This window comes from Paenibacillus sp. J31R34, assembly GCF_059383715.1.
This window is the reverse complement of sequence record NZ_JBXENU010000002.1, coordinates 335,115-353,281: the sequence shown is the minus strand read 5'-3', so window position 1 is coordinate 353,281 and position 18,167 is coordinate 335,115. Positions and strand designations below refer to the sequence as shown.

Below are 18,167 nucleotides of genomic sequence, written 5' to 3'. Positions count from 1 at the left end.
AAGCGATGTCTAAGTGGATGGAGAGACCAGGCAGCAAGCTTGCTGTTCTCGCAGCAGGAGTCGTTATTTTGCTTATTTGCATGCTAGCGAGCGTACTGTTTGGGCTCCAGCAATTTGGCTTAAAAGAATTGTGGCTCGCCTACAGCCAGTTCGATGGCTCGAACGAGCATCTAATTTTGACTCATACCCGCGTGCCTCGTACGCTTATTGCGGCGGTAGTAGGAGCGAGCCTTGCGGTGGCTGGCGCTATTATGCAGGTGCTGACGCGCAATCCGCTTGCGTCGCCGTCGATTTTCGGCATTAATTCCGGTGCGGTGCTGTTTATTGTTGTTGGGCTTGCCTTGTTCGGCTCGTCGCTGACGATGAACCATATGATTGGACTTGCTTTTATAGGAGCGGCGGTCACAGCTGTGTTCGTCTATGCGCTTGGCATGCAGGGAAGAGGAGGCTTTGAGCCGATTCGGCTCACCTTAGCGGGAGCTTGTGTAGCGGCATTTGCGAGCTCGGTTACCTCGGGCCTTATTTTAATCAATAAGCAGTCGCTTGAATCGGCGTTGTTCTGGATGATCGGCTCGGTGTCAGGAAGGGAGCTGAACCATCTTGTGATGGTGCTACCGTACATAATCGCCGGGCTGCTGCTCGCGTTCCTGCTCTCGGGCTCCTTGAATGTGATGGCACTCGGAGACGATAATGCGAAGGGGCTCGGGCAGCGTCTGATGCTGATCCGCCTTCTGTGCACGGTGGCTGTCGTGCTGCTTGCCGGCAGTGCCGTTTCTGCTGCGGGGCCGATTGCTTTCATCGGTCTGGTTATTCCTCATTTATGCCGGGCGCTGGTTGGAAATGATCACCGCTGGCTGCTTCCCTACTGTGCAGTCGCCGGGGCTTTGCTGCTGGTGGCGGCCGATCTGCTGTCCAGATTCGTGCTCCTGCCGAAGGAGGTTCCAGTAGGCGTTGCAACGGCGCTTATTGGCGTGCCGTTCCTGATTCATGTGGCGAGGAGGAAGAAATATGCCTAAGCAGCGCACAGGGAAAAATATTTTGATTTTGCTTACGTTAAGCCTCATTCTCGTTGGTTTAAGTATTTTATGCTTATCGCTGGGCAGCGTCGCTATTCCGGTTAAAGAAGTGCTGCTGTCGCTGCTGGGCCGCAATACGGAGGACAGCGATTTAATTATTATGCAGTTTCGATTGCCTCGCATTTTAGCCGCCTTGCTCATTGGTGCAGCGTTAGCGGTAGCAGGCTCCTTGCTACAAGGCGTCATTCGCAATTCGCTGGCATCGCCGGATTTGCTTGGCGTAACGGGCGGGGCCTCTGTTGCAGTGGTCGGCTTTATGACGTTGTTCACCGGCTACAGCATCCACTTCGTTCCGGTTATTGCGATTTTGGGCGCTTTTGTGGCGGCGGCTCTGAACTACGGTTTGGCCTGGAAAAAAGGCGTCTCCACGCTGCGGCTCGTGCTGATCGGCATCGGCATATCGACGGCGATGAGCGCTCTTACGATGTTTCTGCTCATTAGCGGTCCCGCTTATTTGGCGGCGCAGGTGCTGAACTGGATGACGGGCAGTATTTACGGGACGAACTGGTCGTATATTAAAGCGCTATGGCCGTGGGTCGTTGTGTTTATTCCTTTGGCGCTGCTTTTTGCCAAGGAATTGAATGTGCAAGCCTTGGGCGAGGACGTCGCGCGCGGCTTGGGAAGCCGGCTTCAGCTAAGCCGCTTGCTGCTGCTGTTCTTTAGTGTGGCTCTGGCCGGGGCGGCTGTCGGCATTGCCGGAACGATCTCTTTTATCGGGCTGCTTGCGCCTCATATGGCTAGGAGACTTGCGGGGCATTCGTATGCAATGGTCATCCCGGTGTCTGCGCTGCTGGGCGCTATTGTTTTGCTGCTTGCCGATTTGGCAGGGCGCATGCTGTTTATGCCGCTTGATATTCCCGCAGGGGTATTCACGGCAGGAGTCGGGGCTCCGTTTTTTATGTATTTGCTGTTTAAGCGCAAGGCTGGTGTTTAGCCATCCGGATAAGATTGTCATGCAGGCACTTGAGCACCGAAAGGCAGCTTCGGGCCTGGCATTTTGCCGGACACAGGAGCCGCTAGTCTAACCGAAGCATGGGTTATCGTATTGGCCGCGGACTCAGGAGACGTTAATGCGCTGCACAATGCTATTCTGACAGGTGGATGAAGGTGATAACGGCTTTCCTGTCCGCTTATGCCCTGAAATGGGCTCAAAAACCAGCATAGCGGAACCTCAGTCCTTCAAAAAAATCAGCAACTGGAACGGCCTGCTTTCACTTTCAGATTCAACTAGCTTCGAGGCAGCTTGCGCTTTTTTGGCTGCGGGGCTATGCTGAATTTAAAGATTTGTATCAGGGAGATGAAGCAATGCTGACGTTGCAATGTACGAAAAAGCTCGAGAGCGAGCTTGGAATGATGGATTTTGTGGCAGTGCCGACGGCGGGAGATCCGCTATTTGGCTGGCATGCTCATCTGTTTTTGCTGAATCGCAAGAAATGCGTGTTGGTTATGAATAATGAGACCCGATATAACTTTGTGCTGCATGGCTTGAAAAAGCAGGATTTCAAACGATTCCATGAGCTTGTAGTCGAGAGCATCACTGAAAATTTGCTTGCTGATAAAGCGGACAAGCAGGTTATAGAACGCTATATGCAAAGTACTGATGCATTCAGCTTTACGAAGACGAGTGACCGCAGCATTATTAGTCAAATAAACGACATGATCCTGATCATCAAGCATATGCACCAGTATCAAATGGATGAAACGGGAGAATTACCTGCCCAGTGGTTCAACAAATTGAACCGCAGAATTAACAAAGTGCCTATGTTGAAATTGCCCTTGGCTTATTCGGGTGAAACGATGCTGGCGGCGCTGAATAGTCGAAAGCTCTAGATTTTTAATGAGGATTTGTAAATTGCATATTTTTTGGAACAGAAGGCCACTCCTTTAGGGGTGGTCTTCTTGCGTGAAAAAGAAAGAAAATGATCTATTTTATACGAAACTTAAATGGAAATGAAGGAATATGTTGGATGTTGTCGAATGTACGTTCTATGACTTTCTACCCTATTTTGGGTGATGAATGGGTATTCAAATCTAGTTCGGGAGGCGCTATGGACTATATTGCACATATTCGTGAAAAAGACGGCAAAATTCAAACGGTCAAAGACCATTTGAAGGAAGTAAAGGAAGGCTGCGAGCAGCTTGGAGGCAAGATTGGAGCCAGTCATCTGGCGGGACTGGCAGGTTGGCTTCATGACCTAGGTAAAAATACGACTGCCTTTAAAAATTATATCCAGCTTGCAGTAGCGGCGGCGAAGGATGAGGATGCGAGGGCGCCGAAAAGAGGCTCTGTCGATCATTCGTCTGCGGGCGGAAGACTGGTCTATCGCAGGTACCATAAGAAAAGCACGAAAAATACGGATAAAATGGCGGCAGAATGGATCGCCAACTGTATTATTTCCCATCATCAGGGACTGCGGGATTTTATTGATCCGAGCAAAACGTCTCCATTCCTCAAAAGAGTGGATGAGAAGAAGGAAGTAGATATCGAGCAGGGCTATGAGCAAGCCAATGCGGTTTTTTTCGAGCAGCACACCGAGGCTGAACTGGATTCGTATTTTGCCAAGGCTGCTGCCGAGCTTGAACAGCTCATTGCGGTTATGCGGAGATATAAGCTGCCCAGGATTACCTGTTCGCTGCTAATCAAATATATTTTCAGCTGCCTGATTGAGGCGGACCGGACCAATTCGCGGCAGTTTGAAGAGGAGGAAGCTACGGAGCAAGCAGAGGATTATGGTCCATTTTTTAAGAGAAGCTACGACGCTTTAATGAGGAAGCTTGGCGAAATGGACGAAGCGGAGGACGCCGACCATCCGATTAACCGACTGAGACGGGAAATGTCGCTGCAATGTGATGCTTTTGCGCTGCGCCCGTCAGGTATTTATACGTTGTCGATTCCTACAGGAGGCGGCAAGACGCTGGCGAGCCTGCGTTACGCGCTAAAGCACGCGATCGAGACAGGGAAGCAGCGAATTATCTATATTGTTCCATACACGACCATAATTGAGCAGAACGCGCAAGAAATTAGGGATATTTTGCAGGAGAACGATATGATTTTGGAGCATCATTCGAATGTCATTGAGGAGCCTGATCCGCCTGAAAATCCAGCTGAAGCCGAGGCCTATGATGTCCGGCGCAAGAAAATCAAGCTGGCGAAAGATACGTGGGATCGCCCGATTATTTTTACAACGATGGTCCAGTTTCTGAATACGTTTTATGCGAAGGGCACGCGGAATGTACGGAGGCTGCATCACCTTACGAATGCGGTCATTATTTTCGACGAGGTGCAGTCTGTACCGATTAAGTGTATTTCTTTGTTTAACGCGGCATTGAATTTTCTACATGCATTTGGACGCTCCAGCCTGCTGCTTTGTACGGCGACGCAGCCTGCTCTGGATGGAGTGAAGCATCGGCTACATTTGCAAGAAGATGCTGAAATGATCGAAAATCTGGATGAAGTAGGTCGGAGCTTTAAGCGGGTGGAGGTTGTAGATCGAACGACTCCGAGCGGCTGGAAGGCGGAGGAGCTGGCGGATTTTGTGCTGGACAGGATGGATGAGATCGACAGTACGCTGGTGATTTTGAATACGAAGTCGGCAGTACGCAAGCTGTTCGCTGAGCTGGAGGAGCGTCAGAGGTCAGGGGACTGTGATGCCAGGCTGTTTCATCTCAGCACGAATATGTGCGCTGCGCATCGCAAGGATGTGCTTGAAAAGCTGGTGAAAGCACTCGCTTCGAAAAAAAAGGAACGGGTCATTTGCGTCAGCACGCAGCTTATTGAAGCAGGCGTCAACATTAGCTTTGAATGTGTCGTTCGTTCCCTTGCAGGGCTTGACTCCATTGCACAAGCAGCGGGTAGATGCAATCGTCATGGGAAGGATGCCATACGGAATGTGTATATTATTAAGTCTGCGGATGAGGTGCTGACGCATTTGAAGGAAATTAGCATCGGTGCGGAGCAGACACAGCGCATATTGGACGATATGAAGGAAGATCCGAATAAGTATGGTGGAGAGCTGCTGTCGAAGGCGGCGATGCAGGCTTATTTTAAATACTACTATGACTTAATTGAAAATAAGATGCAGTACCACGTAGAGAAGCTTGATGAAAATATTTTTGAGCTGCTGGAGCAAAACGATAAATTTGCTGCTGGATATAAAGGGAAGCATGGGAAGCTACCTGAGTTGATTAGCTTCTCGGCTCTAGCTACGGCTGAGCAATATTTTGAAGTCATTAGCCAGGTGGCAAGAACGGTGCTGGTTCCTTATAACGAAGAAGCCAGAGAGCTGATTCTTGACTTGAACGGCGAGCTGAAGGCAGGAGAACTGGGCGTGCTACTGCGTAAGCTTCAGCCTTATGTTGTCAATATTTATGAGAATGAGTTTAGGCAGCTTGAAAAAAATGGTGATGTTCAATATCTGCTGCATGGCGAGGTGCTGGCATTGAGGGAAACAGCCTATTCTGAGCAGTTTGGTGTGGAGACGGGTGGCGAAGGGGAATGGTCGTCAGCGATCATTGGATGAAAAGTGAAAAACCCACCTACGGGTGGGTTTTCAAATACAAATACAAATACAAAAACATAAATTTCAATCCACACTTTTAAAAGTGACAACTTCCAACTGCTAAAGCGGTTATTTTCAAAGATGTAATTGTAGTGTAGCACAGGATACTTTTTGCAAACAATCATATGAAAAAATATTGATTAACATGGTAATTTGAGGTAATATTTAAGTGTGTTTTCCATTCAAATTATAAAACCATAAGAAGGTGTTTAAGGGTAATGGTTTAAGCCGACTTTTCGTCCAATGAGGAGGTGAGTAAATATAGCAGATAATCGCAGAAGAGAACTGCCAGGGCTACAACAAAGAGAAGGAGTCTTAATATCAAATTCTCTAGTTGATGCTGAAACTTCCATTTTTCGCGAAATACTTACCGTAGTAATGGAGACAGCATTTTTAAATGATGCCAGGCTTACCCGTTATAGTTCTGCAACTGGATATAGGGTTAGCGGGATTAAAGCATGGCGAAAAGTCTACGAACAAGTCTGTGGAGAAAGCTTATCGGCAAGAAATTAAGTAAGCGTTGTTAATAGTAGTAAGGCGTAACTTGTGAATTTCTGTCATTAATTAAATGAACTCGAGGCTTCGTGAAGGCTGCGGGCGGTTGAAACAGGTCTTCACGAAGCTAAGATTTTTTACTATATATAATAATTGGTAACTTTTTTAAAGCTATCAGAAAGGAGAGTACAAGATGCGTAACCAAATTGAATTCGAAGTATCCGGCAACTACGCGCTTTTCACAGACCCGTTGACCAAAATCGGAGGAGAGAAGTTCAGCTATCAGGTTCCTACTTATCAAGCTCTGAAAGGGATTGTGGAATCGATATACTGGAAGCCTACAATTATTTGGTACATCCACGAGGTTCGTATCATGAACGTCATTCAGACGGAGTCCAAGGGTATTCGTCCCATTGAGTATAATGGCGGCAATACGCTTGCTTATTATACTTACTTGAAGGATGTCAAATATCGGGTTCGCGCCTATTTCGATTTTAATCCTCATCGGGAGGATCTCGTCTATGACCGCAACGAAAATAAGCATCACAATATCGCCAAACGATCGGTTCAGGCGGGAGGGCGCAGGGATATTTTTCTCGGGGTGCGTGAATGCCAGGGGTATGTGGAGCCTTGCGATTTTAACGAAGGCAAGGGCTTTTATGACGAGGTGCCAGAAGTAGACTTTGGTCATATGGTGCATGGCATCAGCTATCCAGATGAAACAGGCAGGCCGGAGAGGGAGACAAGGCTGTGGCCAGTCAAGATGGAGCACGGCATTATCCGCTTCATTCGTCCAGAAGCTTGCGAACTGACTCGCAAAACAGGCGAAGGTGTTGCAAAAGTTTTCGGCTCCGAAAATATGGAGTCTGTCGACCACCTGCATGAAGAGCTATTTGCAGAGGGGGAGAAGGCATGAGCTGGCTCGCAAATTTGAGCAAAACCTATGATAACCATACGGATGCGATAGGGAATTTTGAGAAGAAAAGAAATGGCCGTGAATATGCGCTTATCCCGATTTCACATACGACACAAAGTGCGCATATTGAGGTGATTTTGAATGGGAAGGGCGAATTTTTAAGAGCGAAGGTGATTGAGAAGGAAGAAGGAAGCACGATCATTCCTTGCACCGAGGCTGCGGCAAGCCGGACAAGCGCACCCGTTCCCTATCCGTTGTTCGATAAGCTTATGTATGTTGCTGGCGACTATGAGCAATATGTTGGCGAAGTGAAGAAGCATACGCCACATGCAGATTATTTGGAACAGCTGCGTGCATGGTGTACATCTGCTTATTCCAATCGCAAGGTGGAAAGTGTTTATCAATATTTGCAGAAAGGCACGCTGATAGCGGATTTAGTAGAGTATAAGGTGCTATGGACAGACATGCAAGGCAAGCTGCTGGATAAATGGGTGCAGGAGGAAGGCGATGAGAGCAAGGAGAAGCCAGCTATTTTCAAAGTGATTGCCTCTGATCAAAGCTCGGCTTTTGTGCGATTCGCTGTACAGATTCCGGGAGATACCGAGCCAAGGCTATGGCGGGATCGGGAAATTCAGCAGTCCTTTATTGATTTTTATAATGAGCAGCTTGCAGAGACGGACTTATGTTATGTGACAGGCGAGCAGCTTCCTTATGCGGACAAGCATGCTTCGCGTATTCGTAACTCTGGTGATAAAACGAAGCTGATTTCAGCCAATGACTCAAGTGGCTTCACGTTTCGTGGTCGGTTTCGGACGAGTCGGGATGCGGCCTCCGTCAGCTACGAGGTATCGCAGAAGGCGCATAATGCGCTGAAATGGCTGATTGATCGGCAATCCTTCACCCTCGACGGCAAAGTGTTTCTCGTATGGGGAACAGATCGGCTTGAGGTGCCAGACCCTGCGGAGGATTTGTTTGACTATCTGAAGGAGGAAGAGGACGATTCGTCGGCTGGAGATATGGCGCATCGGGAACATGCTCTTGAGGTAAGAAAGGCGCTCAGCGGCTTCCGTTACGATGGCGAATATAAATCAAATGTCGTTATTATGACGCTTGATGCGGCAACCCCAGGACGGCTGTCGATTGTCTATTACCGAGATATGAACCGCGAGCTGTTCATGAATCAATTGCAGTATTGGCATGAAACCTGCTTTTGGCGTCATAGGTACCGCAAAAACGAAGAGGAGAAATATAGAGCTTTTACAGGAGCGCCAGCGACAAAGGATATTGCTTTTGCCGCTTATGGGTCGCGGGCAAGTGACAAAGTGGTGAAAGGGCTGCTGGAGCGAATGCTGCCCTGCATCGTAGATGGTCGTCCAATCCCAATAGATATTGTTCGAAGTGCGATTAGTCGAGCTTCCAATCCGGTAGGCATGGAGCCATGGGAATGGGAGAAAACGCTAAGCATCGCCTGTGCGCTGGTCAACAAGACAAAAGAGAAGGAGGGCTTCCGAGTGAGCCTGAATAAACAATTGGATGATCGAAATTATCTGTTCGGCAGAATGCTGGCGATTGCCGACGTGCTGGAGAGACGTGCATTAGGAAGAGAAGAGAAACGGGCAACGAATGCAGTCCGATATATGAACGCTTTTGCCCAGCGTCCGGGACGTACATGGAGTATTATTCAGTCCAATCTACAGCCCTATCAGGCGCGTATGGGGACGGATGCGAGATATTACAATGGTCTGCTCGATGAGGTGGGCTCGATGCTGAAGCCTGAGGAGTTTACGGATGCTCCGCTTAGCGGGCTGTATCTGCTTGGTTTTTACAGCCAGCGTCATGACCTGTATACGAAAAAAGATAAAGGCGACACAACGCAGGGGCAAGACAGCGAGCAAGATAACGATCAGGACAGCGAGCAAGACGATGCAGAGGAATAGCCAAGTCTAGCAATCTACGAGTCTACTAATAAACATATAGGGAGAGATTTAAATGAGCGTACTTGACCATAAAATTGATTTTGCCGTTATTCTGTCCGTCCGAAATGCCAATCCGAATGGCGACCCATTGAACGGCAATCGTCCAAGACAAACCTATGAAGGACTTGGCGAGATTTCTGATGTGTGCCTAAAGCGCAAAATCCGCAACAGGCTGCAAGACATGGGAGAAGCGATTCTCGTCCAGTCGGATGAGCGCCGTGACGATGGGTACCGCAGCATTAAAGAACGTGTAGATGCGAATGCCGATGTTCAAGAGTATGCTAAGGGAAAAAAGCAAAACAATGAGCTATACGCACAGGCGGCCTGCAAGACATGGGTTGATGTGCGCAGCTTCGGCCAGGTGTTTGCCTTTAGCGGCGGGGCGGATGCGTCATCGGGTGTATCCGTGGGCGTTCGCGGGCCTGTCTCGATTCATACAGCGCTTAGCGTCGAGCCGATTGCCATTACAAGCACGCAAATTACGAAAAGCGTCAATTCGGTGACGGGTAAGGATCCGAACAAGAAGGGTTCCGATACGATGGGGATGAAGCATAGGGTGGATTTTGGAGTGTATGTTGTTTATGGCAGCATCAATACACAATTGGCGGAGAAAACTGGCTTTACGAAGGACGATGCGGAGAAGATTAGACAAGCCCTTATTTCTCTTTTTGAAAATGACACCTCATCCGCGCGCCCGGACGGCAGCATGGAAGTTCATAATCTTTTCTGGTGGAAGCACCAGTCCAAGCTTGGACAATATTCCTCAGCGAAGGTACATCGCTCCTTGAAAATTAAATTAAAAGAGGGAGTAGTCGAAGGGAAATCCATCGACGACTACACTTGGACAATTGAGCCGCTTGAGGGCTTGGAGCCCCTAAGATATGTGGGACAATAACGAAGAAGATTTTCTAATGCTCTCTGGCATTCAGCATTTCAACTTTTGCCGGAGGCAATGGGCACTTATCCATATTGAGCAGCAATGGGAAGAAAATGTCCGCACCGTTGAAGGGGCGCATTTGCACCGCAAAGCCGATCAGCCCATGCTGCGGGAGAAACGCGGGGACAAGCTCATTGTTCGCGCGCTTCCCGTACAATCACGGCGGCTGGGCATTTCAGGCATATGCGATGTCGTAGAGTTTATACGAGATAACTCAGGAGTTCCACTGGCGGGAGAGGAAGGGTTATACCTTCCGTATCCCGTGGAATACAAACGCGGCAAGCCGAAGCGGAATGATTCTGACCGTTCGCAATTAGTGGCTCAGCTCATGTGTTTGGAAGAGATGTTAATGTGCGAGCTGTCGATGGGCTATCTCTATTATGATGAAACGAAGCATCGGGTGGAGGTGCCAGTCTCCGAAGCGGACAAAGCCAAGGTCAAGCAAAGTTTGGACGAGATGCGCCACTACTATGAGCGGAATCATACGCCAAGGGCGAAGACGGGACCGCATTGTCAGAGCTGCTCTTTGAACGTCGTTTGTTTGCCAGAAATGCTGGAGCGAAAACCCGTTTCAAGCTTTATCGAAAGCAGGTTATATGAATGAAAAAGCTGCTGAACACACTGTTTGTGACGATGCCGGATACGTATTTATCGCTCGATGGCGAAAATATAGTTATAAAGCGGGACGACGAAATTGCCGGACGCTACCCGCTGCATAATTTGGAGGGAGTCTGTACCTTTGGTTATGCGGGAGTCAGTCCAGCGCTTATGGGGAAATGCGCAGAAAATAACATCGGACTGACCTTTATGACTCGCAATGGTCGATTTTTGGCACGGGTCGTCGGTGAGGATAAAGGGAACGTTGTGCTCCGCAAGGAGCAGTACCGTATTTCCGATGATGAGCGGCGAAGCGCTATTTTTGCCCGAAATATGATTTTGGGAAAAGTGTATAACAGCAAGTGGGTGGTTGAACGAGCCTTGCGGGATCATGCCCTCCGTATGGATATCGAGCGAATGAAGCAGGTCAGTGCTTCGCTATCGGAGACGATGAAGCTTATTCGCGGCGTGGAGCAGCTGGATATTTTGCGCGGGCTGGAAGGGTCGGCTGCTGTGCAATACAACTCGGTGTTTGACCAGTTGATTTTGCAGCAAAAGGAACAGTTCTTTTTCCATGGGCGAAATAAGCGTCCTCCGCTGGATAATGTCAATGCGTTGCTTTCTTTCACTTATTCTCTGCTTGCGAAGGATGTGACAGCCGCGCTGGAGTCCGTGGGACTGGACGCTTACGTCGGTTTTCTGCATCGGGATCGCCCGGGGCGAGCCTCGCTTGCGCTGGATATGATGGAGGAACTGCGGAGCGTGTATGCTGACCGTATGGTGCTGTATCTAATCAACAAGAAGGTTGTTAACGACAGCGGCTTCGTGAAAAAAGAAAATGGAGCCGTCATCATGGACGATGACACTAGGAAAGCGGTGCTCAAGGCATGGCAAGAACGCAAGCAAGAGAAGATTATGCACCCCTATTTGAACGAAAAGATAGCTTGGGGGCTTGTTCCTTACGCCCAGGCCTTATTGCTTGCGAGGCATATTCGTGGTGATTTGGACGAATACCCGCCATTTTTCTGGAAGTAGGTGTTCATATGCTCGTATTAATAACGTATGATGTGAGTACATCAAGCAAGGAAGGGCGCAGAAGGCTCTCCCGAGTAGCGAAAACCTGTCTGAATTACGGCCAGCGGGTGCAGAACTCCGTATTTGAATGTATTGTAGATGCGACGAAGTTTCGCCAATTGAAGTATGAATTAGAGGAGCTCATTGATAAGCAGACGGATAGCCTGCGCTTCTACAATTTGGGTGATAATCACAAAAGCAAGGTAGAGCACATCGGTGCAAAAGAAGCCTATGATATGGAAGCACCGCTTATTCTATAAACGAAAATTTTTTTGCGGATTCATGGTGCGAATGTGAAGCTCCCATAAAAACCCTAGGGGATTCGCACCTCAGAAATTGTGGAAATTTGTCGAATTTGAGTTGTTTCAAGAAAAGTCAAGGTTTGATCTAGATTTTTTTAGTCTTATATTTATTGAAAAATGGGGTGATTGATGCCATGATGGGATCAATCACTTGTATTTTCGCTGTCGCACTCCGTATGGAGTGCGTGGATTGAAACTAAGGGGTAGAAATGCGAAACTGCCCAGCGGTAGTCGCACTCCGTATGGAGTGCGTGGATTGAAACTGCTAAGATGATATAGGGGCAGGTGAATGAAATTGTCGCACTCCGTATGGAGTGCGTGGATTGAAACTGCTAAGATGATATAGGGGCAGGTGAATGAAATTGTCGCACTCCGTATGGAGTGCGTGGATTGAAACTTTTTTCTGGGAGATCGGCTTTAGTTTTTCGCCGTCGCACTCCGTATGGAGTGCGTGGATTGAAACAGGAGCCGGTGAAGCCCGGCGCGCAGCTGCCGGCAGTCGCACTCCGTATGGAGTGCGTGGATTGAAACTTTTCGGCTCTCAGCTTCTTTTAAAACGTTTTTGTCGCACTCCGTATGGAGTGCGTGGATTGAAACGCCATATTGATACGCATACTGCTTATGTTAGCCTCGTCGCACTCCGTATGGAGTGCGTGGATTGAAACCGCTTCACAGGTAATAAAGTTTTATCGCGATGAAGTCGCACTCCGTATGGAGTGCGTGGATTGAAACGAAGTTGATGCTCTCCACGTGCTCAGGCTGGATCGTCGCACTCCGTATGGAGTGCGTGGATTGAAACAAATAAGGTAATAATCAAGACATTAAAGCGCACTTGTCGCACTCCGTATGGAGTGCGTGGATTGAAACGTTTGCTGTAATAGCAGCCTTTTGGGATGCTGTCGCAGGTCGCACTCCGTATGGAGTGCGTGGATTGAAACTTGGCTGTAATAGACCAGATTACTGCTCATCTGAGTCGCACTCCGTATGGAGTGCGTGGATTGAAACATACAGTCCATTTGTATAGTCGATAAGGGCTTCAAAGTCGTACTCCGTACGGAGTGCGTGGATTGAAACATCCTAAACCCTTCGATGGCGGGAACCATTGAGGGTCGCACTCCGTACGGAGTGCGTGGATTGAAACTTCTTGGTCCAAAAGTAACACGAACAAAAGTTCTCGTCGCACTCCGTACGGAGTGCGTGGATTGAAACAATTAACGGGTTTTCCCACAATTTATCGAGTGGAGTCGCACTCCGTACGGAGTGCGTGGATTGAAACCTAGTCTGATCAATGATAACGGCCAGTTCCGTTTGTCGCACTCCGTATGGAGTGCGTGGATTGAAACATGGCTAGAGAAGACTTGTTTCCAAGCATGCCGAGGTCGCACTCCGTATGGAGTGCGTGGATTGAAACAATAGAGCGTAAGCTCGGGAGACTCCTGCTGTAGTCGCACTCCGTATGGAGTGCGTGGATTGAAACTTTCGCGGCTTTGCCCACAAGCTCTCCACCACGGTCGCACTCCGTACGGAGTGCGTGGATTGAAACACTGACGAGGATAACCTGGTCAGCCTCAGTAAGGTCGCACTCCGTACGGAGCGGATGAAACGACTACCTAGCCATAAGTAGGTCGGAAGAAAGTGCACGGACTCTTCATAAGAAAGAAGGCTAAAGGGCAGACAGATGATATTTGAATTTTTATACATAAATTACTAAATGATCAAAGCTATCTTTAAGGGGCGTTCGACCTTTTGAATTTCGAACATAGAATCTATTTTCTGAATATTATAATTAGCTGTAGTAATCAGTACAATATTCAACTAGAAAAGTCCCGATGGATTTAATCGGGACTTTTCTGTATTAAGGGGGCAAATGATGATCTCAACAATGGGGGAAGGTATTCGTACAGTTAGAAAATCAAAGAAACTCAGTCAAGTTAAGTTTACTAACATGGTTAGTTGAAGCAAGATAAGTATAAACTTAGAGTATTTATTGCCGGTTTGCTACTACTTTAAATAGCTGATCCATTTTTTGTTGGTCTGAGATATATTTCCCGATAAATTCCTTTAAATCATTGGTAGATTCAAATTCCACAAGAACGTGACCATCATACCATTTCTGGAGAAACTCACGGTGGATAACATATGTCTTTTCCTCCACAGTAAACGTTATTCGGTCTACATTTGGAATCAGGGCGAAAATAAAAGAGGCATTGTAGACAATCGTTTGCTCCAAATCGTCAGGGGAGAGCGGATTATTGTCATTTTTATAAATTAAGGAAAGGCCATACGGTTCTTGTTCAGTTTCAAGCATCATCTTGTCTAATTTATCGTTTGCAGGCAACTGATGAACAATTTGTCCCACAGCACTGTTACTGCCAATAAGTGTATTCTTAAACTTAAATAAATCCTCATCAGAATCCGGAACCTTGTTAGTTGAATTGCACGCGACCAACGTAAGCATCATTACCATCATAATAATAAGAAATTTATAATCCTTCTCAAAAAATTTCATGCTTCACCTCTCTAGTTCAATCTACTTCCACATTTTAGCGTATTAACCATACCATAGGTTTTGAGGGAAGTTCAAGTTAGTCTCCTATACGTGTCCCCAGATGTGCTGTCCCACTCTTACAGAAAATATCCCTTGCTAATGAAAATGTCTAAATAGTTACAATATTTTGATAAAATTGTAATTGGTATTATCAAATTGGAAATTATATGCTATCATTCTATGTGTTAGATAAGTGTGTAAGATATGGGCGAACGGTGTTTTGAAGAGCTGGCCAGCTTTCAAATAAAAACTTATTTTCATATGGAGGTTAAGTAATGACATTTAATCTTAAGAAAACCTGTGCAACTCTTTTATCTGTGCCTATTTTAAGTCTTTCTTTGTTTGCCGGAATTTCATTTGCCAGTACCCAAGCAAAACAACTGACCATACCATCCAGTCAAGGTACTTTAACCTCTAATGTTTGGAGAGCTACGGTCGCGACAAGCTCCGGAAATACGCTTCAATGGGATTGGCAGGTATCTGCCGTTTATAGCGGTACCAAAACAGTATCGTCCATTAGGACTTCATGGAGCAGCACAGCCTCTTTGAGAAACTCCGCAAATATTTCCATGGGCGTTGCCGCTGACGGCGTAAGCGCTGGGGGCGGTTCCGCATGGGCGAGTACGACAACGGTTCTGAAGTTTTGGGAGAATGCCAATGGATCAAAATCGTCGGATTGGCGTTCAAACATCGTTATCGGACCGAGCACCGACTATAGAAGTGGAACGATTGTTACAACAAACACCGCTAAAGTAAAGCTTTCGAGCGACCCTAAGTATTACGAAATTAGCGCAGGCGTTTAATTTGCAAAACTGAAGAAGATAACAAGTAAAGAATCGACCGTGTATGCGGCTGATTCTTTACCTGTCGTTTACTATCTTTCATGATCGATATGGGGGGCAAATGAAGAAATTCGTCTTGATGTTGCTTATTGTTCAACTCGCGCTAGCAGGTTGTAGTCGGCAAAGTGACGTACAGCCAGGCGGTGGGACGGTGAATAATGTTGAACTGCCTAAATGCAGTGAAGAGGGCCAATGTATGTATCTAATCAATCGGTATTCTCAAAAGCTACTCACTTATAATGAGAAGACAAAGTCCATCGAAGAACAACAGGATATTCCAAATTATATTTACTATGAATTTAATACCATCAGCCCATACTTTACGGTTGGAAACAGCCTTACAAATGGTTTCTCGATATTAAGAATCGACAAGGATAACGTTACGGAAAGCGTACTATTGAAAGATAGAAAAAACGAAGCCATTTTTCCTTTGGCAACAAATGGTGAGCGTTATTTTTTTATTCATTCCTATTATGATGACAGTGGGAAGGAAACGAAACGTACGATTGCAGAGTTAATTCAAGATAGCACGAAAGATATTCCTAATGTATCGGCACTTGTGTCATACGGGGCGATCGTTAAAGATAAGCTTTACTATACGGTTTATGACGAAGCTTCAAATTCTTTTCATTTACAATCCTTGTTAATGAACAATTTAGATGCAGCACCAAGGATTGAAGCGGATAATCTCGAAACGGGGGAGTTATATAGTGCAAATGGAGAATTGCTAACTTCCAGCAATGAATTGATATTTAATGATCGAATACAATTTGAGAAAAAAACGTTGAATTACATAGACGATAAACATGGACTTCTTATTCAAATTTATCCTAACGAACAAGCAGATCTTGTGCTGGATGTTATTGATATTGCATCTAAGAAACAAATAGGAAGTGTTTCAGGCGTCATTGACTTTTCAGTCGATGATCAAGTGATTACTGTTTATTGCGAAGCATACATTAAGCAAATTAATATTCCATAACAGTAGATAAGAGGGGAACATGAAGACATTAAAATTGGTGGGTTTGACCAAAAGGTTCGGTGATAAGGATATTCTTAATCGTGTCGATTTTGAATTTCATAGTCCAAACCGTTATATCATTCATGGGCAAAGCGGCTCCGGGAAGACAACGTTGCTCAATTTAATAGCAGGTTATGATAACCCGGATAGCGGTCATGTAGAGGGGGAGGGCTCTTTAAATATTGGGTATTTATTCCAGGATGAAATGCTCTTCTCAAATTTAACGGTCAGAGAAAATTTATTCATTAAGTATGCTTCTTTTTCGCCTAATCACCATGCTGATTCACAGTTTGAAGCGCTAATCGTGGAAACATTGAGCAACTTTAATATTCTTGATCTAAAAGAAAGAAAAGTATCGATGCTTTCCGGCGGAGAGAAACAACGTGTCCAGTTAGCATCCATTCTTATCTCTGAACCGGATATCGTTCTGATGGACGAGCCGACCTCAAAACTTGACACAAAAAACAAAGAACAGATTATTAAGACCATTGAAAATGTTTTTAAAAACAAGTTGATTATTGTGGTTAGTCATGAAAGCAACCTTCTATTAAAGGGTGGGATGGACCTGAGACTGGAGAACGGGAGATTATATCATGAATAAAGCTAAGAACACGCCTGTTATATCCCGTTTAATTCTTAAAAAATCAAATTCATATCTACGAATTTCAATTTTGCTTTTCATCTTTTCTCTAGTATTGATTGCGAGCTCTGCCGTGTATTTTATTAATCAATATCTCCAAGTAGATAAAGATTTTCTCTCCAATGATAATACGCATATCATTGAAATTACGACCTCGCGAGGCAATGCCATGCATGCTCAATCTCTGAAATACGAGGATGAAACGACCATTCGTGAAGAGATTGAAAAAGAGTACCCCGATACAAGCTATAAGGTCTTTAAGGAGTATCAGTTTAACTTCGGGATTCAAGATGCAAAGGGAGGTACTCATTTTATTTATGGCCTCGATGAGGCAGGAGGCAAATATTTAGGAAGCTGTGACTTGGAAATAAGAAAAGCTTGCGGAAAGATGGACTTAGATCCGGTGCTAACCTTGCAACTCCCAATTGTCAAAGTCCATGAAGACGGGCTGAGCAGCAGCGAGATCGTCGATTATCCGATGAACTATCAGTTAGGAGTATCAGATAAAAACCCTTTTTCCCTTTATAACGATGAACAATTAGAAACTATTTATATAGGTAGCCAAACATATAAAGAAATGATCGAAAAAACTTATTTGATTCAATGGGACCAATTCGTCAAGGAATATGATAGTCATAATCCGTTCGGTATTCAATCCTTGAGGAAGATATATGTCTACGTCGACGCATTATCTCAAGTGGAAGGAATTGCAGAACTGGCCAATGATAAAGGATATAATACAAATTATACGTTTAAAGCATTTGATAATTTTGATGTGTCCATGAAAAATACGGTAGTATTGTCCCTGGCCTTAGGGTTTCTCATTCTGATGATAACGGCCGCGCATGTGATATTGTCGTTTAATTCTTATCTTAAAGTACAGCAAAAGGATATGGGAATTTTAAAACAACTGGGGTACAACCAAACAACCATTAATCAGATATACTCACGGAATATTAATGCAATCTTCTTTTTCACTGCCGTGGGGATAACGCTATACACCGTGCTAGTAAGTGCTATTTTCATTGGTGAAAATGTATATTTATTCACATTATCCATTCTAGTATTGATAATCTTAATTCTTCTCACAATTAATCGTATCATTATTTTATGGATCCTACGGCAATATTCAAAGAAGAATATACTCACGCTCCTTAAGACAAACAAAGAATTCGAATAAGTGC

Annotated in this window: 15 protein-coding genes and 1 CRISPR repeat array; of the genes, 14 read left to right on the top strand and 1 reads right to left on the bottom strand. The window is 45.8% G+C overall.

Annotated features, from left to right (window positions below):
- Positions 1-5: 5 nt before the first annotated feature.
- The 10 genes from AC50YG_RS07025 to cas2 all read left to right on the top strand — a co-directional run bounded on the left by AC50YG_RS07025 (position 6) and on the right by cas2 (position 11,890).
- Complete coding sequence (locus AC50YG_RS07025) at positions 6-1,016, top strand: FecCD family ABC transporter permease (RefSeq protein WP_494825740.1); 1,011 nt, start codon at positions 6-8, stop codon at positions 1,014-1,016.
- Positions 1,009-2,010 carry a FecCD family ABC transporter permease gene (locus AC50YG_RS07020; RefSeq protein ID WP_473758975.1) on the top strand — a complete coding sequence of 334 codons (1,002 nt, stop codon included), beginning with the start codon at positions 1,009-1,011 and terminating at the stop codon, positions 2,008-2,010. Before AC50YG_RS07025 ends, AC50YG_RS07020 begins: the two co-directional genes overlap by 8 nt.
- Before the next feature lie 371 nt (positions 2,011-2,381).
- Entirely contained in the window at positions 2,382-2,906 is a 525-nt protein-coding gene (locus tag AC50YG_RS07015) for a DUF6933 domain-containing protein (protein WP_494825739.1), read from the top strand.
- 218 nt (positions 2,907-3,124) lie between these two features.
- The gene (gene cas3 / locus AC50YG_RS07010) at positions 3,125-5,596 is read left to right on the top strand and encodes a CRISPR-associated helicase Cas3' (RefSeq protein WP_494825738.1); all 2,472 of its coding nucleotides are present in this window, start codon (positions 3,125-3,127) and stop codon (positions 5,594-5,596) included.
- 727 nt (positions 5,597-6,323) lie between these two features.
- A complete protein-coding gene (cas5c, locus tag AC50YG_RS07005) occupies positions 6,324-7,046 on the top strand; it encodes a type I-C CRISPR-associated protein Cas5c (protein ID WP_494825737.1) in 723 nt (240 codons plus the stop codon).
- Positions 7,043-8,983, top strand: a complete 1,941-nt coding sequence (cas8c, locus tag AC50YG_RS07000) for a type I-C CRISPR-associated protein Cas8c/Csd1 (RefSeq protein ID WP_494825735.1) — start codon at positions 7,043-7,045, stop codon at positions 8,981-8,983. Before cas5c ends, cas8c begins: the two co-directional genes overlap by 4 nt.
- Before the next feature lie 52 nt (positions 8,984-9,035).
- Positions 9,036-9,917, top strand: a complete 882-nt coding sequence (cas7c, locus tag AC50YG_RS06995) for a type I-C CRISPR-associated protein Cas7/Csd2 (protein WP_494825734.1) — start codon at positions 9,036-9,038, stop codon at positions 9,915-9,917.
- Entirely contained in the window at positions 9,904-10,563 is a 660-nt protein-coding gene (gene cas4 / locus AC50YG_RS06990; RefSeq protein WP_473758968.1) for a CRISPR-associated protein Cas4, read from the top strand. Before cas7c ends, cas4 begins: the two co-directional genes overlap by 14 nt.
- Entirely contained in the window at positions 10,560-11,591 is a 1,032-nt protein-coding gene (cas1c, locus tag AC50YG_RS06985) for a type I-C CRISPR-associated endonuclease Cas1c (protein WP_494825732.1), read from the top strand. Before cas4 ends, cas1c begins: the two co-directional genes overlap by 4 nt.
- Positions 11,592-11,599: 8 nt before the next feature.
- Positions 11,600-11,890 (top strand): CRISPR-associated endonuclease Cas2, encoded by a 291-nt coding sequence (gene cas2 / locus AC50YG_RS06980; RefSeq protein ID WP_056034675.1) that lies wholly within the window; start codon positions 11,600-11,602, stop codon positions 11,888-11,890.
- 206 nt (positions 11,891-12,096) lie between these two features.
- Positions 12,097-13,475: direct repeats of the CRISPR family, unit length 33 nt; unit sequence GTCGCACTCCGTATGGAGTGCGTGGATTGAAAC.
- 441 nt (positions 13,476-13,916) lie between these two features.
- On the opposite strand, the gene AC50YG_RS06975 is transcribed toward cas2, so the two are convergent.
- Positions 13,917-14,441: a DUF4825 domain-containing protein gene (locus tag AC50YG_RS06975; protein ID WP_494825730.1), complete on the bottom strand. Its 525-nt coding sequence runs from the start codon at positions 14,439-14,441 to the stop codon at positions 13,917-13,919.
- 314 nt (positions 14,442-14,755) lie between these two features.
- Here AC50YG_RS06975 and AC50YG_RS06970 point away from each other — a divergent pair, with 314 nt between their 5' ends.
- From AC50YG_RS06970 to AC50YG_RS06955, 4 genes are all read left to right on the top strand, one after another.
- Positions 14,756-15,283: a hypothetical protein gene (locus AC50YG_RS06970; protein WP_473758965.1), complete on the top strand. Its 528-nt coding sequence runs from the start codon at positions 14,756-14,758 to the stop codon at positions 15,281-15,283.
- Positions 15,284-15,383: 100 nt separating this feature from the next.
- On the top strand, positions 15,384-16,304 hold the full coding sequence (locus AC50YG_RS06965; protein ID WP_494825728.1) for a hypothetical protein: 921 nt from the start codon (positions 15,384-15,386) through the stop codon (positions 16,302-16,304).
- A gap of 19 nt (positions 16,305-16,323) precedes the next feature.
- Positions 16,324-16,944 carry an ATP-binding cassette domain-containing protein gene (locus AC50YG_RS06960; RefSeq protein WP_473758963.1) on the top strand — a complete coding sequence of 207 codons (621 nt, stop codon included), beginning with the start codon at positions 16,324-16,326 and terminating at the stop codon, positions 16,942-16,944.
- The gene (locus tag AC50YG_RS06955; RefSeq protein WP_494825726.1) at positions 16,937-18,163 is read left to right on the top strand and encodes a hypothetical protein; all 1,227 of its coding nucleotides are present in this window, start codon (positions 16,937-16,939) and stop codon (positions 18,161-18,163) included. The genes AC50YG_RS06960 and AC50YG_RS06955 overlap by 8 nt, the downstream gene beginning before the upstream one ends.
- Positions 18,164-18,167 lie beyond the last annotated feature (4 nt).

What these genes read in the sequence shown, in the direction of transcription:
- AC50YG_RS07025 (WP_494825740.1), top strand. Translation starts at nt 6, where the DNA reads ATGTCTAAGTGGATGGAGAGACCAGGCAGCAAGCTTGCTGTTCTCGCA.
- AC50YG_RS07020 (WP_473758975.1), top strand. Translation starts at nt 1,009, where the DNA reads ATGCCTAAGCAGCGCACAGGGAAAAATATTTTGATTTTGCTTACGTTA.
- AC50YG_RS07015 (WP_494825739.1), top strand. Translation starts at nt 2,382, where the DNA reads ATGCTGACGTTGCAATGTACGAAAAAGCTCGAGAGCGAGCTTGGAATG.
- cas3 (WP_494825738.1), top strand. Translation starts at nt 3,125, where the DNA reads ATGGACTATATTGCACATATTCGTGAAAAAGACGGCAAAATTCAAACG.
- cas5c (WP_494825737.1), top strand. Translation starts at nt 6,324, where the DNA reads ATGCGTAACCAAATTGAATTCGAAGTATCCGGCAACTACGCGCTTTTC.
- cas8c (WP_494825735.1), top strand. Translation starts at nt 7,043, where the DNA reads ATGAGCTGGCTCGCAAATTTGAGCAAAACCTATGATAACCATACGGAT.
- cas7c (WP_494825734.1), top strand. Translation starts at nt 9,036, where the DNA reads ATGAGCGTACTTGACCATAAAATTGATTTTGCCGTTATTCTGTCCGTC.
- cas4 (WP_473758968.1), top strand. Translation starts at nt 9,904, where the DNA reads ATGTGGGACAATAACGAAGAAGATTTTCTAATGCTCTCTGGCATTCAG.
- cas1c (WP_494825732.1), top strand. Translation starts at nt 10,560, where the DNA reads ATGAAAAAGCTGCTGAACACACTGTTTGTGACGATGCCGGATACGTAT.
- cas2 (WP_056034675.1), top strand. Translation starts at nt 11,600, where the DNA reads ATGCTCGTATTAATAACGTATGATGTGAGTACATCAAGCAAGGAAGGG.
- AC50YG_RS06975 (WP_494825730.1), bottom strand. Translation starts at nt 14,441, where the DNA reads ATGAAATTTTTTGAGAAGGATTATAAATTTCTTATTATTATGATGGTA.
- AC50YG_RS06970 (WP_473758965.1), top strand. Translation starts at nt 14,756, where the DNA reads ATGACATTTAATCTTAAGAAAACCTGTGCAACTCTTTTATCTGTGCCT.
- AC50YG_RS06965 (WP_494825728.1), top strand. Translation starts at nt 15,384, where the DNA reads ATGAAGAAATTCGTCTTGATGTTGCTTATTGTTCAACTCGCGCTAGCA.
- AC50YG_RS06960 (WP_473758963.1), top strand. Translation starts at nt 16,324, where the DNA reads ATGAAGACATTAAAATTGGTGGGTTTGACCAAAAGGTTCGGTGATAAG.
- AC50YG_RS06955 (WP_494825726.1), top strand. Translation starts at nt 16,937, where the DNA reads ATGAATAAAGCTAAGAACACGCCTGTTATATCCCGTTTAATTCTTAAA.